Source organism: Pseudomonas atagonensis (assembly GCF_011369485.1).
In the GTDB taxonomy this organism is placed as follows: Bacteria; Pseudomonadota; Gammaproteobacteria; order Pseudomonadales; family Pseudomonadaceae; genus Aquipseudomonas; species Aquipseudomonas atagonensis.
This window is the reverse complement of the sequence record NZ_VXCA01000010.1, coordinates 1-15,095: the sequence shown is the minus strand read 5'-3', so window position 1 is coordinate 15,095 and position 15,095 is coordinate 1. Positions and strand designations below refer to the sequence as shown.

Below are 15,095 nucleotides of genomic sequence, written 5' to 3'. Positions count from 1 at the left end.
TGTTTAAGCCTGTTCCAACTTGGTTTCAACACGGGTCGCGGAAGCAGGGATCTTCCCGGCCGCTACCAGACGCTTGTGCTGCTCGGCTTCGATGCGCTCGATCGTTTCAACCGGAACCATGTAGCCCTGGTCGTCACGTGCAGCGTGGATCACGAAGTAGATGACAGTGCCGGCCAGGCTGGCGATCGCCAACCACCAGATGTGCCAGATCATCGCGAAACCGAAGACGGTCAACAGTGCGCCCATCACTACGCCAGTGGCGGTGTTGTTCGGCATGTGGATCGGCTCGTACTTCGCCGGACGCTGGTACGCAGTACCGTTTTCCTTGGCTTCGGTGAACGGGTCGATGCAGTCAGCCTTAGGCAGCACAGCGAAGTTGTAGAACGGAGGTGGCGACGAGGTCGACCATTCCAGGGTGTGTGCATTCCACGGGTCACCGTGATCGCAAACGTTCTCTGGCTTGTTGCGGTCACGTACCGACACGTACAGCTGGATCAGCTGGCAGGCGATACCCACAGCGATCATCACCGCACCGAACATGGCAACGTACAGGTACGGTACCCACTCAGGGTTGGTGGTGGCGTTCAGACGACGGGTCATGCCCATGAAGCCCAGTGCATAGAGCGGCATGAACGCGACGAAGAAGCCCGAGATCCAGAACCAGAACGCTGCTTTACCCCAGCCTTCGTGCAGCTTGAAGCCGAACGCTTTCGGGAAGTAGAACGCGAAACCTGCGATGTAACCGAATACCGCGCCGCCGATGATCACGTTGTGGAAGTGCGCGATCACGAACAGGCTGTTGTGCAGAACGAAGTCAGCACCCGGGATGGCCAGCAGTACGCCGGTCATGCCGCCGATGGCGAAGGTCACCATGAAGCCCAGAGTCCACAGAACCTGGCTGGTGAAGCGCAGACGGCCCTGGTAGATGGTGAACAGCCAGTTGAATAGCTTCACACCCGTCGGGATGGAAATCAGCATCGTCGCCAGACCGAAGAAGGCGTTGACGCTGGCACCCGAACCCATGGTGAAGAAGTGGTGCAGCCAAACCATGAAGCCCAGTACCGAGATCGCGCCCGAAGCGTAGATCATCGAGTGGTGACCGAACAGTTTCTTGCCGGTGAAGGCCGAGATCACTTCCGAGAAGATGCCGAATGCCGGCAGGATCAGGATGTAAACCTCAGGGTGGCCCCACGCCCAGAACAGGTTGACGTACATCATTGGATTGCCACCAAGTTCATTGGTGAAAATGTGGAAATCCATGTAACGGTCAAGGGTCAGCAGTGCCAGGGTAGCGGTCAGGATCGGGAACGAAGCCACGATCAGAACGTTTGCCCAGGTGCAGGTCCAGGTGAAGATCGGCATGTCCATCAGTTTCATGCCTGGGGTACGCATTTTCAGCACGGTCGCGAGGAAGTTAACCCCCGTTAACGTTGTACCTAACCCGGATAGCTGTAGCGCCCAGATGTAGTAGTCCATGCCCACGCCAGGGCTGTACTGCAGACCCGACAGCGGTGGATACGCAACCCAACCGGTCTTGGCGAATTCGCCGACGCCCAGGGACAGGTTGATCAGCACAACGCCGGATACCAGCAGCCAGAAGCTCAGGGAGTTCAGGAACGGGAAGGCAACGTCACGCGCGCCGATCTGCAGCGGCACTGCAAGGTTCATCAGGCCGGTGAAGAATGGCATCGCCATGAAGATGATCATGATCACACCGTGAGCGGTGAAGATCTGGTCATAGTGTTCAGGTGGCAGGTAGCCAGGCGAACCCTCGGTGGCCATGGCCAGCTGGGTACGCATCATGATGGCGTCGGCGAAGCCGCGCAGCAGCATGACCATGGCGACGATGATGTACATCACGCCGATTTTCTTGTGGTCGACCGAGGTCAACCACTCGGTCCACAAGTAAGTCCACTTCTTGAAGTAGGTGATTGCAGCGAACAGCGCCAGACCACCGAGGGCGATCATGGCGATGGTCACCATCACGATCGGCTCGTGGAATGGGACTGCTTCCCAACTTAATTTACCAAACATCGTTTACTCCTCTGCCCCGGCAGCTGAATGCGAACTCGAGTCAATTTCCGTGGCCGCCACTTCTTTCTCTTTCTTCTCGTGCTTCAGCGGCTTGCCCGGCTTCATACCTTCGTACTTGTCGACGATGATCTGGAACTGGTTCGGCGTGACCGAGGAGTAGAGCTCGACTGGGTTGTTCTGGCTTGGCTTGGCAAGGGCTGCGTATTCAGCTTGATCAAGCTGTTTAGGTGACTTCTTGACTTCACTCACCCAGGCGTCGAAATCTTCCTGAGTCGTAGAGATAGCTTTGAACTTCATGCCGGTGAAACCTGCGCCGCTGTAGTTGGCGGAGATACCGTCCATTTCAGCGTTGCGGTCAGCGATCAGGTGCAGCTTGGTCTGCATGCCCGCCATCGCGTAGATCTGGCCGCCCAGACCCGGGATGAAGAACGAGTTCATCACAGCGTCAGAGGTGATCTTGAAGTTGATTGGCGTGTGCGCCGGGAACACGATCTTGTTGACCGTGGCAATGCCTTGTTCCGGGTAGATGAACAGCCACTTCCAGTCCAGCGCGACCACTTCGATGGTCACAGGCTTGACGTCGGATTCGATTGGACGATACGGGTCCAGTTCGTGGGTGGAGATGTAGGTGATGTAACCCAGGGCAATGATGATCAGGACCGGGATAGTCCACACAGCCACTTCGATTTTGGTCGAGTGCGACCATTTCGGGGTGTAGACGGCGTTCTTGTTCGACGCGCGGTACTTCCAGGCGAACAGGAAGGTCATGACGATAACCGGCACAACGACCAACAGCATCAGCAGGGTCGCGGTGATGATCAGGTTGCGCTGTTCCAGGCCGACCTGGCCCGTTGGATTGAGCAAGGTCATGTTGCAGCCTCCCAGCAACAACGTGCCGAGCAGCGGCACTAGGCCTAGTAATCTGGGGTACCTGTTTTTACTCATCTCACGACCTCTAAAGCAGCTTGCGCAATGCAGTTGGGTTTTGATCGCCAACACTTCACCCTGCCAAGGGTTGGCATTTTCTTTGGATTGAATAAGGGCCGCCCGTCGCGCGTCAGACGCTCGACAAATCCTGGGACAGCGGTGAGTTCTTATTCGAATTCGTGGTCAAAGGCCTTGTTACAGACCAATTCCATTTGGTGCGGAAAGTTGGAAGGCACCGACACCTGGGTGTCTTGAAAGCCTTTCGGCCTGCTCGACACCCGACTTCCTGCTCGCCTCCTTAATAAAGGCTGAACAGTGCCGGGAATTCAGTGCGGGCGATTGTAGATAGGTAGCGCCCTATACACCATGTCTTATCCCGAAATAATTTTTATCCGTTCGGGCAACAATCCATCACCGTTTTTGCAAAAGTTCCGCATGTTATCGAAATCGATTCTCAACAAAAACACCAAAAAATGTAGGTGTATCCGCCTCAGTTCAGACAGCTCCGAAGGCTTTTTCCGAATGCCGGATCAGCGCAAAGCCCGATATTCCAAGGCTTCTGGCCAATTGCCAGAGCGTGTTAAAACTGCCTGATCTGGCACTCGCGTGCAAAAGCAGCAAAACGCTGAAACAGACCAATCCTTTTTTGTAACAACGCCCCAATCGGCGCCCCTGAAAGCCACTGCGACACTGCGCGTGTGACAACATGTCGCACACTTGCCGCAGCCTTCCTTGCCATTCGTCACGGTGTTTTCACAAACGCCATGAAATGCAAAACGCCCCGATTGGCTGATACGCAAATCGGGGCGCTTTCTGTATCGGCAAGAATGCCGAAGAGTTGACTCAGCGCAGTGCTTTTCGGTTACGCGAGGTCAGCAGCGGCACCAGAATCACCACCAGCACGAATGCCACCAGCGCCCATTGCGCCAACGACAGACCGAGGATCGGCGGGTACGGCGTCGAGCAGAAGCCATCAACCTGGAAGCCCAGCGGGAAGATCTTCGCCAGCGGCAGATCATCGACAATCGGCTGCAACACATCGATGCCGCAACTCACTGCCGGATAGAACTGGGTATACACGTGATGCCCGGCGACACCGGCGCCAGCAATCGCGCAAATCACCACCAGCACTTCAAATACCGTGATGCTGCGGCGAGTGCGCATGGCCGCACCGATGAACGCGAACACGGCGATCAGCAGCAAGGCGTAACGTTGCAGGATGCACAGCGGGCATGGCGCTTCGCCGAGCACGATTTGCATGTACAGCGCGCCACCGATCAGCGCCAGGCAGATGATCCCCAGCAGCACCAGAAAGCGCCGCTCACGTCCCAATCGAATCGTTTCCTCGCTCATCGCGTTTCCCTTTCATGTCCATGGTTCAGCTGGCCGGCGGCTGCGCTTGCAGTTGCGCCATCAGGCTGATGTTGTCTTCGATATGCCAATTGGCCGCGATGCGACCGTTGTCGATCTGATAGATATCGGTTGCCCGGAAGTCTACACGCTGGCCCTGCCCTTTGAGAGCCTTGAACGTGCCGGTGAAATGCCCGCGAAAGTGCAGATGCACCACTACGCGATCACCGGCGATGATCATTTGCTCGATGTCACAGCTCAAATCCGGAACCGCTGTGCGAAAGAACTTCGACGCCAGCAATGGCCCGGTCGGCCCTTGCACTCGGCCTTCGGGTGGCGTCTTGTCGACAAATTGCGGCGACAAGGCAGCGGCGGCCAACGCCTCCTCGCCTGAATCCCAGAAACTGCCGTAACGCCGCGCCGCCAGTTCCATCGCCTCTAGTTGTGCCTTGGGCAGACTCTGATCGACGATCAGCGTCTGCGGTTTGATCAGGGCAGATTCGGCAGAAGCGAAAGGGCTGGCCAGCAAGGCGGCCGACAAGCCCAAAGCAGCAAGGCTGAAATGACGGGACAGAGCGATGTGCGACATGGGGGCGATCCTGATCTTGTAAACGAACGAGCGCCTATCATCAGCATCGGGGAATAAACGATAAACCGGTTAAGAAACGATTAACCTTTAAACACTTTTTAAGAATCGAGACCGTAGGGACGCAATCGCGGGCAAGCCCGGCTACCACAGGGTCAGCGTCGTTCACGGTTTTTGTGGACGGCATGAATTCTGTGGGGCCGGGCTTGCCCGCGATGCAGACGACTCGGTCTTGAGTGTTATTCCAAAGCTGCTGCCGGCCCGAAGAACTCATACCGGCTCTGCTTCTCCGGCACACCCAGCGCTTGCAGGTGTCGCTTGATCGCGCCCATGAAGCCTTTCGGCCCGAGGAAGTAAGCATCGACGTCACGCTGCGCCGGCAGCCATTCGCCGAGTAATTCCTGACTCAACATCCCGACCTTGTCCGCTGCCGGGCTCACGCCGTCATCTTCGGCGTAGCAATAGAAGCGTTTGAGCTGCGGATGACGCTCGGCCAGACCGTCGATCCAGTCACGGAACGCGTGCACGCTGCCGTTGCGCGCACTGTGGATGAAGTACACCGGACGCTCGGTTTGCAGCGCCGCTTCCAGCATGGCCAGAGTCGGGGTGATGCCGACGCCGCCGCTGATCAGCACCAGCGGTTTGTCGCTGGTAGTCAGGGTGAATTCGCCCGATGGCGGGAACAGCTGAATGCTGGCGCCGACTTGCAGTTGATCGTGCAAATGGTTAGAGGCACGGCCACCCGGTTCGCGTTTGACGCTGATGCGGTACTGACCTTTGTTCGCCAGCGCCGACAGCGAGTAGTTGCGGCGGATTTCTTCGCCGTCGAGGATCAATTTTATGCCGATGTACTGACCCGGCTCGGCCGCCAGAATCGGGCCTTTGTCCGCGGGTTCGAAGTAGAACGAAATGATTTCCGCGCTCTCCTCGACCTTGGCCGTGACGATGAATTCCCGCGCCCCGCGCCAGCCGCCGACGGCTTGCTCCTTCTGGTCATAAATGGCGGTTTCGGCGCCGATCAGGATATCGGCCAGTTGCCCGTAAGCCGCGCCCCAGGCACTCATCACTTCCGGCGTGGCGATTTCTTCGCCGAGCACTTCGGAGATCGCGCGCAGCAGGCAGGTGCCGACGATCGGGTAGTGCTCCGGCAGGATCTGCAGGGCCACGTGCTTGTTGATGATCTTCGCTACCAGATCGCCTAGCTGATCGAGCTGATCGATGTGCCGCGCGTACATCAACACGCCGTTGGCCAGGGCACGGGGCTGGTCACCGCTGGCCTGGTGGGCCTGGTTGAACAGCGGGCGGACTTCCGGGTACTCGGAGAGCATCATGCGGTAGAAATGGGTGATCAGCGCTTCACCGCCGCTTTCCAGCAGAGGCACAGTGGATTTGACGATGGCACGATCCTGGACGCTAAGCATAAGGGTGACTCCTGAGCTTTCTCTAAAAGTGCCTTATCCATTCCAGTATTCGTGCCAACTATTTTTTTATACAAATCAATAGCTTGAAAATTATGTAGTCAGATCGACACAAGCACCTCTATAGTCGCTTCGACTACAACGTGTCTCTTTGACTACAAGCCTATGTCCGCCAAATCATTGCTCACCGCCCTGCTCCCACTGGTCTCCGACCTGTCCCGCGAACTGCCCGAAGGCGAGCGCTATCGACGCCTGCTCGAAGCCATGCGCGCCCTGCTGCCCTGCGATGCCGCCGCGCTGCTGCGCCTTGACGGCGAATCGCTGGTGCCACTGGCGGTGGACGGTTTGAGCACCGACACTCTCGGCCGACGCTTCAAGGTCAGCGAACACCCGCGCTTCGAAGTGCTGCTAGCCGGCGAAGGGCCGACACGTTTCGCCGCCGATAGCGACTTGCCCGATCCGTACGACGGACTCATCGACGGCCTCGACGATCATCTCGAAGTTCACGATTGCCTCGGCTGTCCGTTGTTCGTCGATGAAAAACTCTGGGGCCTGATCACCCTCGACGCCCTTGATCCGGAGCGCTTCGAACCGATCGAACTGGATGCCTTGCAGGCGTTTGCCAGCCTCGCCTCAGCCACAGTCAACGCCGCCGAACGCATCGAACGTCTGGCGATTCGCGCTGAAGACGAACACCAGCGCGCCGAGGTCTACCGCCAGGCCAGCGGCCAGCAGAACCGCGAAATGATCGGCCAGAGCAAGGCGCATAAACGGCTGGTGGAAGAAATCAACCTGGTCGGCGGCAGCGACTTGACCGTGCTGATCACCGGCGAAACCGGGGTCGGCAAGGAACTGGTAGCCCAGGCGATCCACGCCGCTTCCAAGCGCGCCGACAAACCAATCATCAGCCTCAACTGCGCGGCCCTGCCGGACACTCTGGTGGAAAGCGAATTGTTCGGTCACGTGCGCGGCGCCTTCACTGGCGCCACCAGCGACCGCCGCGGCAAGTTCGAACTGGCCAATGGCGGCACGCTGTTTCTCGACGAAGTCGGTGAGTTGTCGCTGACCGTGCAGGCCAAGTTGTTGCGGGTTCTGCAAAGCGGCCAGTTGCAGCGCCTGGGTTCCGACAAGGAACATCAGGTCGATGTGCGCCTGATCGCCGCGACCAACCGCGACCTGGCCGAAGAGGTGCGCAGCGGTCGTTATCGTGCCGACTTCTATCATCGCCTGAGCGTGTACCCGCTGCGGGTTCCGGCGCTGCGTGATCGCGGGCGCGATGTGTTGTTGCTCAGCGGCTTCTTTCTCGAGCAGAACCGCTCGCGCATGGGCCTCAACAGCCTGCGCCTCAACAACGATGCCCAGGAAGCCTTGCTTGCCTACACCTGGCCGGGCAACGTGCGAGAACTGGAGCACCTGATCGGGCGCAGTGCGCTGAAAGCCTTGGGCAACTGCAAGGTGCGGCCAAAGATCCTCAGTTTGAGTGCCGCCGATCTCGATTTGCCGCGTGAGGTTGTGGATAACCCGGTTGAACCGGTTGCCGGGGTGGTGGCTTCTGTACCGCTGATCAGCGGGGATCTGCGCGCCGCTACCGAGGAATATCAGCGGCGCTTGATCGGTGCGGCACTGGAGCGTAATCAGGATAACTGGGCGAGTGCGGCTCGGGAGTTGGGGCTGGACAGAGCCAACCTTGGCAGAATGGCCAAACGGTTGGGCATGAAATAACCACTCCACGCGGCTCGCCACAGGGATTTTTGTCCGGCCGACAACGGACCTAAAGCCCAACCTTTTGACGCCGATAACCCGGCATCAATAGTTTTTGGCGATTTGCACCCTCGCCCACCACCTTTTTCCACAGAAGGTTTTTATGTCTTCCAACAAAGCCCGCGCAGACTCACTTTCGCTTCTGCTGTTTACCTTGCGCAGCGGCAAGCTGATGGCGATCAACCTGCTGAAAGTCAGTGAAATCATTCCCTGCCCGCCGCTGACCAAGCTGCCGGAGTCGCACCCCCACGTCAAAGGCATCGCTACCCTGCGCGGCGCATCGCTGTCGGTCATCGACCTGAGCCGCGCCATCGGCGAGCGCCCACTGGAAGACCCGAACGGCGGCTGCCTGATCGTCACCGACGTCAGCCGTTCGAAGCAAGGCCTGCACGTGCAGGCGGTGAGCAAAATCGTCCATTGCCTGACCACCGACATCAAACCGCCGCCCTTCGGTTCCGGCGGTTCGCGCGCCTACATCACCGGCGTGACCTCGGTCGACGGCACACTGGTGCAAGTGCTGGACATCGAAAAAGTCATCCACAGCATCGCCCCGGCGCAGATCGAAATGGCCCCGACCGACCTGACCATGGAAGATGCCGAAGTCCTCGGCAACGCGCGGATTCTGGTGGTCGACGACAGCCAGGTAGCGCTGCAGCAATCAGTGCACACCCTGCGCAACCTTGGCCTGCAATGCCACACTGCGCGCAGCGCCAAGGAAGCGATCGACTGTCTGCTCGACCTGCAAGGCACCGCGCAACAGATCAACCTGATCGTCTCCGACATCGAAATGTCCGAGATGGACGGCTATGCCTTCACCCGCACCCTGCGCGAGACGCCGGACTTCTCCCACCTTTATGTGCTGCTGCACACCTCGCTCGACAGCGCGATGAACAGCGAGAAAGCACGGTTGGCTGGGGCCAATGCGGTGTTGACCAAATTCTCCTCGCCGGAACTGACCCAGCGCCTGATCGAAGCGGCCAAGCACGTCGCGGCCAACGGGCACTGAGTGTTGTGTAAGGCATATTGCTTTTTGATGCGGCGGGATCTGAAAACAGACGTCCCGGATGTCTGCTGGCCAGCAGGAATCAAGGTCAGCACTTACCACCCGGAACTGGCGCCCGCCGTGCATGAGCTGATGCAACTCGGTTACCGCGAAGGTGGCGGTCGAGTGCCGTCACTGGAGGACTGGCAGCAGCGGTTTGAACACGATCCTGAATACGATCCGCAACTGTGCTTCATCGCCTGCGATGCCGACGGTGTCGTCGGTGTGGCGCAGTGCTGGACCAGTGCCTATATCAAGAATCTGGTGGTGCATCCGTGCGCCCAAGGCCGAGGTTTGGGTCGGACACTGTTGCTGCATGCCTTCAAGGTGTTTCAGCAAAGGCGCGAAGGCTTCGTCGATCTGAAGGTGCTGGAGGACAACCTGCGAGCGCAGCGGCTGTATGAAAATGCCGGGATGTATGTAGTCCGCCGGGAACTGGTGCCGGACTGACAGACAACTTTTCATCATCAGGCATACTCCAATCCTGGCCACTCACGACCCAGGATGCCTGACCATGAAAACCCTCACCCTCAGCCTGCTCTGCCTCACCGCCCTCGCCTCTCAGGCCCAAGCCTCCAGCCCTGTCGCCTGGGCCGCCTACGACAAAACCGTACTCGCCAGTTGCACCAAGGCCAGCGGCCTGAAAAACGTCAAACCGGTCGGCACTCCCGCACAATTCGATGACCGCGTCGGCTACACCGCCGTGTTGCTGCAAGGTCAGTACCCGCAAAAACACATGAAAGGCCAGCAAGGCACCGAGCTGTGCCTCTACAACAAACAGTCGAAAACCGCGTTCGTCACCGAGTGGGACTCGATCCGTCCGACTGCCAAAGCTCAGTGAATGGCGCATAACTTGCTTCGATGCCGGTCTGCATGGCGGCTTTACGTCGCCGTTCCACACCCCGATTGAAGAATGATCGCCCGATGAATACGACATTTTCCTGCGTAGGCTGCGGCAAATGCTGCACCGACCATCATGTGCCGCTAACCCTGGCCGAGGCCCGCATGTGGGCGGCGGATGGCGGTCAGGTGATCGTGCTGGTTGAGGCGTTTCTCGGCAATGGTCTGGGCTTGCCGGCGCAACAGCGTGAGCACGCCGAGCGCCGTTCGGTGGTGGTACGCAGCGGCGCCACCGACGCGCATGTGGCAATCACCTTTGCCGCGTACAACGTCGGCCCCTGCCGGAATCTTGACGAAGACAAGCTGTGCCGGATCTATGAACGCCGGCCGCTGGTGTGCCGAATTTATCCGGCGGAAATCAATCCGCACATCCCGCTCAACCCGGCGGCCAAGGATTGCCCGCCAGAGTCGTGGGTTCAGGGATCTCAACTGATCGTTGGCGGTGAACTGGTGGATCAGGAACTGATTGAGCTGATCCAGCGCTCAAGGCAGGCGGATCGCGACGACATTCGAATCAAGGATGCGATTTGCGCCATGCTCGGGATTCGCACAACGGCGCTCAAGGGTGACGGGTTCACCGCGTACTTGCCGAATATGGCGGTGTTTGCCAGCGTGATCGACCAAGTGCAAACCCAACCACAGAACGAGGCGCACAGTGAATGGCTGTTTCATGTGTCCGGCGATGACATCGCCGGCCAAGTAATGGCGGCCGGAGCGCAGGTGGTGAGCGAGCCGGCGCAGACCTATGCGTTCATCTCTTTGCGAGCAGCTTGATCCAGGCTCTTTAGCGTCTGGTCAGGCCTCTTCGGGAGCAAGCCCCCTCCCACAGGGTTATCGGTTGGTCACCTATTTTGTGTACAACTCAGATCTCTGTGGGAGGGGGCTTGCTCCCGAAGCGGCCGGCACAGACAACCTCAATCCCGAACCTGCCGCCGCCCCCAGAACTCCCGCGCCAACAAGCGTAAATCCCCCGCCAGCCCCGCCACATCCTCGGAATTGCGCTGACTCTCGCGCCCTTCATCCACCGTCACCTCACACGCGGTGCGAATGCTGACGATGTTGCGATTGATGTCCTCGCTCACCGCACTCTGCTGCTCGACGGCCGCCGCGATCTGCAGGCTCATCTCGGTAATCTGCTCGACCCGCTCGCTGATGCCATCCAGCGCCCGCGCCGCCCGTTGTGTCTGTTCCACGCTGTTATCCACATGCTCGCTGCTCTGCTGCATGACCAGCACCGCATCGCGCGCGCCGCTTTGCAGGGTGCTGATCATCCGTTGAATTTCATTGGTCGATTGCTGCGTGCGCTGCGCCAGCCCGCGCACTTCATCGGCGACCACGGCAAACCCGCGCCCGGCATCCCCCGCCCGCGCCGCTTCGATCGCCGCGTTGAGCGCCAGCAGATTGGTCTGCTCGGCGATACTGCGGATCACCTCCAGCACGCCGGAAATTTCGCTGCTGTGACCTTCGAGTTGATGAATCACCTCGGTCGCTCGCCCCAGTTCTTCGGCCAGACGTAACACCGCGCTGCGGCTTTCACCGACCAGCAAATGCCCTTCACGGGTTTCCGTGCCGGCCATGTCCGCCGCCACCGAGGCTTGCTGCGCATGGCTGGCGACCTGCGCAACACTGGCGGCCATCTGATGAATCGCCGCCGCGACCTGATCGGTTTCCGCCTGTTGCGCCAGTGAACTGCTGTGGCTGCTCTGCAGATGATCGACCAATTGCGCGGCATGCCCGGCCAACTGCTGCGACGCATCACCGATGCGCCCCACCACCGCGCCGACCTGCGCTTCGAGCATCTGCAGGGCGAACTCGATCTGCCCGATCTCATCCCGCCGCCCGGTATAAATGCCCTGGCTCAGCGGGTTATCCGCCACATGGCGCGCACGCTCGGTCAACCGCTCCAGCGGCCGCAGAATCCAGCGTACGCCCAGCGCACAAGTGCCACTGCCGATGACAAACGTCACGCCATCAATCCACGCCGACTCCGGCCGCAGCCAGGCTTCCAGCCCCAACACCCCAGCGAGCAAGCCACTGGCCAGCGCCGTGATCTTTGCGCGCAAGCTGAAATTCGGCCGTTGCCAGCGCGCCTTGCGCTCACCACGCAACTGCGCGTACGCCCGCTCCGCCGCCGCCACTTGCCGGGCATCCGGCCGGGTGCGCACCGATTGATACTCCACCGCCGCACCGTTCTGCGTGACCGGCGTGACGTACGCGCTGACCCAATAGTGATCACCGTTCTTGCAACGATTTTTCACCAGCCCCATCCACGAGCGGCCACTTTTCAGCGTCCGCCACATGTGCGCGAATGCCTGCGTCGGCATGTCCGGATGCCGCAGCAGGTTGTGCGGCGTACCGAGCAATTCGTCGCGGCTGTAACCGCTGATCTTTATGAAATCGTCGTTGGCGTAGGTGATCGCGCTGGTCAGATCGGTGGTCGAAAGAATGTTCGCATCCAGCGCCACATCGACGCTGCGGCCGGTCACCGGGAGATTGATCTTCATGAATAGCGCGCTCGTTTTATCGGAAAGAGTCGGCAGGGCTGCTGACTCTAAGCGCACCAATTGGTTAAACGTTGATCTGGCTCAGGATCTGAGCACTTAGCCATCACTGCGACCGAAAATCGCAGGCGATGGACAAAGGAGGGATGAAACTCAGCGCTTGCCCATCGAACGACGAGTGCCCGGCGGCGCCATGCCCGGTGTCTTGGTGTGGCCGTTCTTGGCGCCGTTCTTGTACCACGGCTGATTCGAGCCTTTGGCAGCGGCCAGTTCACCCGGTTTGAAGGGGAACTTGAACGCCGGGATCTCGGCTTTGGTTTCGTTGGCGTCAGCCATTTCAGCGGCGACATCGCTCACGGCGTCGTCAACCGGCGGTTGGGTTGGGGAAGTCATAAAAGCTCCGGAAAGCATAAAGTCGGGCCCGAACAGTGAGCCGCGAAGGCGCGCAGTATACCTGTGCGCCGCAACTCGGCAGCTGAAGATTTATGCCACAAGCCGAACGGTTTACAGGTACGTGATGACGACGATGCCTTTGTCGGTCGAGGTCTTTAGTGGTACGTAGGTCATGTTCATCGGCAGCGTTTCATGGCTGCACGCGTTGCGATAGGTACCGATGTCCAGCTTCAGACCGGGCTTGATTTCGACCTGGCGGGATTCGCGGGTATTCAATGCACCGACTCGCCCGACTTCACAGCCGGAATCGACGATCTGCCCGGTAAACCGGATCTCGCCGGATTGACTGCCTGGCGCGGCGAAGGCTGTGAGTGGAAGCAAGAGAAGCACGTACGGCAGAGCGGTTTTCAGCTTCATTTCAAGACACTCCCGGAATGAGCGACCCAGAGAAAACCCGGGCTACACAATGTTTATCCGCGAGCAGGGACGGATCTTGAGAAGCGTAGTTGGCAAATGGGTCCCGAATTGGGACTGATCGGTCCCTTTTGGGGACCGTTATACCGCCATCGCGAGCAGGCTCACTCCTACAGTGGGAATGCATTTCAAATGTAGGAGCGAGCCTGCTCGCGAAGAACGATGACGCGGTCCGAGGACGGATTACGTTTGCGGATCAACCCGATCCAGCGCCCGGTTAACCGCCAGTTCGGCGAGCATGACGATCTGCTGGATCGCCAGTGCCGTACTGCGTTGCGGACGGCTGAGCTGATCGGCCAGATCACTGGCCATGACGTTGGCTGAAGCCAGCGATTCACAGGCGTGGGCGAGCAGACTTTCGGTGTCGATGTTCGGCTGGATAAGGAACATCGTGCTGGGCTGTCGTGGTTTGACCGGTTCGGGGCAGAGATAGAAATCGAGGGCGCGCTTGATGGCTTCGCGGGTTTTGATCTGGTCGTCGGCGCGGAGAGCGTCTTCGAGTGGGGTCGGGGTTTCGAGGGGTGGATCGGGTACGGGCTTAGTCATAGATATGTTCCTAATCAAAAGCCAACACGTGCCGTTTCTCACGCGGCGGAGTGGTGGCAGCTATGTGCGGAGTGAGAAACCGGTAGGAACAAGCCCGGCCGAACCGAAGTTCGCCCGCACACAGCCGCCATAAAAATTGCAGGGCAGCAAATAGCCAGCGGCAATTATGGTGGTACTGGTGTTGGATTAACAGTTCCTAAGGGCTCTCACACCCGATCGCCGAGTTTTCGGCGACAACCAAAGACTAGAGAGCGCACGTCCGACGGACAACCTGAAAACCTTGTGGGAAGGTTCTGGTTATTCGACACAAATTTAAACAGCCAAAAGCCAACCTTCACCCTAGCCCTCTCCCAGAGGGAGAGGGGACTGACCGCGGTGTTTGGGGGAGGTACGCCGACGTGAAATACCGAGTCGAACTCAGATTCTGAAACAGATCAAAAGCCCCTCACCCTAGCCTTCTCCCAGAGGGAGAGGGGACTGACCGAGGTGTTTGGGGGAGGTACGCCGACGTGAAATACCGAGTCGAACTCAGTTTCTGAAAAGCCCACAAACCGGCTCCCTCTCCTCGGGGAGAGGGCTGGGGTGAGGGGCAGCCCCACCACAGAATCAAAGCCGACCACGCTGTGCTCTTCACCACTCAATAGGCCGAGTGTCAGCTCGCCTGCTCTTGATCTTGATCCACGGGCGACGTCGGAAGGCTGAGTGGAGGGGTTGATCCGGGGGGGGGAGCGCAGCGACCGTTTGGCGCAGCCAAACACATCGAGAGGAGGTGCAGCGCAGCAAACCGTAGGCGATGCCCCCCGGATCAATCCCGCAGCGAAGGAACCCCGAGCCCCAGCGAGCGGGCCGCACGTTGGAGCAAGCGTTTTTTTGCTTACTTTTTTTTGGCGTTTGTAAAAAAAGTGAGTCGCCGTAAGGGCGAAACCCTAAGCCGCCGTTACCGCAGCAACGGATATACACCCAAAGAAAACTGACAGCGCTGACAGCCAGCCGTCACCCTCCTGACCGCAAGACAGGTTTATAAATACCCCAATCCTGCCCAAACTCCGTCCGGCGCCCACATCGCATGCAAATCCAAAAGCACAAAGCCCTGCTAGCCACCCTGCTCATCATCCTGGCAGCCACCGGCCTATGGTTTGCACTCAAACCCGCCCCGACCAAAC

The 15,095-nt window shown here is 59.2% G+C and carries 13 protein-coding genes and 2 pseudogenes; 5 read left to right on the top strand and 10 right to left on the bottom strand.

Annotated features, from left to right (window positions below; all coding sequences use genetic code 11):
- Positions 1-3: 3 nt before the first annotated feature.
- The 5 genes from cyoB to hmpA all read right to left on the bottom strand — a co-directional run bounded on the left by cyoB (position 4) and on the right by hmpA (position 6,318).
- Positions 4-2,034, bottom strand: coding sequence for a cytochrome o ubiquinol oxidase subunit I (gene cyoB, locus F2P67_RS06870; protein ID WP_166218820.1), 2,031 nt, complete (start codon positions 2,032-2,034; stop codon positions 4-6).
- 3 nt (positions 2,035-2,037) lie between these two features.
- Positions 2,038-2,979 (bottom strand): ubiquinol oxidase subunit II, encoded by a 942-nt coding sequence (gene cyoA / locus F2P67_RS06865; protein WP_008084799.1) that lies wholly within the window; start codon positions 2,977-2,979, stop codon positions 2,038-2,040.
- Positions 2,980-3,804: 825 nt separating this feature from the next.
- Positions 3,805-4,314 (bottom strand): disulfide bond formation protein B, encoded by a 510-nt coding sequence (locus F2P67_RS06860; RefSeq protein ID WP_166218818.1) that lies wholly within the window; start codon positions 4,312-4,314, stop codon positions 3,805-3,807.
- A gap of 25 nt (positions 4,315-4,339) precedes the next feature.
- Positions 4,340-4,900, bottom strand: coding sequence for an ester cyclase (locus F2P67_RS06855; protein ID WP_166218816.1), 561 nt, complete (start codon positions 4,898-4,900; stop codon positions 4,340-4,342).
- A gap of 236 nt (positions 4,901-5,136) precedes the next feature.
- The gene (gene hmpA, locus F2P67_RS06850) at positions 5,137-6,318 is read right to left on the bottom strand and encodes an NO-inducible flavohemoprotein (RefSeq protein ID WP_166218814.1); all 1,182 of its coding nucleotides are present in this window, start codon (positions 6,316-6,318) and stop codon (positions 5,137-5,139) included.
- Between the two features lie 162 nt (positions 6,319-6,480).
- Here hmpA and norR point away from each other — a divergent pair, with 162 nt between their 5' ends.
- From norR to F2P67_RS06825, 5 genes are all read left to right on the top strand, one after another.
- On the top strand, positions 6,481-8,037 hold the full coding sequence (gene norR / locus F2P67_RS06845; protein ID WP_166218812.1) for a nitric oxide reductase transcriptional regulator NorR: 1,557 nt from the start codon (positions 6,481-6,483) through the stop codon (positions 8,035-8,037).
- Positions 8,038-8,179: 142 nt separating this feature from the next.
- Positions 8,180-9,082: a chemotaxis protein CheV gene (locus tag F2P67_RS06840; RefSeq protein ID WP_166218810.1), complete on the top strand. Its 903-nt coding sequence runs from the start codon at positions 8,180-8,182 to the stop codon at positions 9,080-9,082.
- Positions 9,083-9,109: 27 nt separating this feature from the next.
- On the top strand, positions 9,110-9,568 hold the full coding sequence (locus tag F2P67_RS06835; RefSeq protein ID WP_166218808.1) for a GNAT family N-acetyltransferase: 459 nt from the start codon (positions 9,110-9,112) through the stop codon (positions 9,566-9,568).
- A gap of 64 nt (positions 9,569-9,632) precedes the next feature.
- Positions 9,633-9,959 carry a hypothetical protein gene (locus tag F2P67_RS06830; RefSeq protein WP_166218806.1) on the top strand — a complete coding sequence of 109 codons (327 nt, stop codon included), beginning with the start codon at positions 9,633-9,635 and terminating at the stop codon, positions 9,957-9,959.
- Between the two features lie 83 nt (positions 9,960-10,042).
- Positions 10,043-10,792, top strand: a complete 750-nt coding sequence (locus F2P67_RS06825) for a YkgJ family cysteine cluster protein (protein WP_166218804.1) — start codon at positions 10,043-10,045, stop codon at positions 10,790-10,792.
- Positions 10,793-10,932: 140 nt separating this feature from the next.
- Here the strand turns inward: F2P67_RS06825 and F2P67_RS28040 are convergent.
- From F2P67_RS28040 to F2P67_RS06805, 5 genes and pseudogenes are all read right to left on the bottom strand, one after another.
- Positions 10,933-11,937: pseudogene (locus tag F2P67_RS28040) on the bottom strand (methyl-accepting chemotaxis protein); the annotation flags it as partial.
- 303 nt (positions 11,938-12,240) lie between these two features.
- Positions 12,241-12,522: pseudogene (locus tag F2P67_RS28035) on the bottom strand (PAS domain-containing protein); the annotation flags it as partial.
- A 150-nt stretch (positions 12,523-12,672) separates the two neighbouring features.
- Positions 12,673-12,912, bottom strand: coding sequence for a hypothetical protein (locus F2P67_RS06815; protein ID WP_103304502.1), 240 nt, complete (start codon positions 12,910-12,912; stop codon positions 12,673-12,675).
- Positions 12,913-13,023: 111 nt separating this feature from the next.
- Entirely contained in the window at positions 13,024-13,329 is a 306-nt protein-coding gene (locus F2P67_RS06810; RefSeq protein WP_166218800.1) for a type 1 fimbrial protein, read from the bottom strand.
- Between the two features lie 240 nt (positions 13,330-13,569).
- Positions 13,570-13,932, bottom strand: coding sequence for a DUF6124 family protein (locus tag F2P67_RS06805; protein ID WP_166218798.1), 363 nt, complete (start codon positions 13,930-13,932; stop codon positions 13,570-13,572).
- Positions 13,933-15,095 lie beyond the last annotated feature (1,163 nt).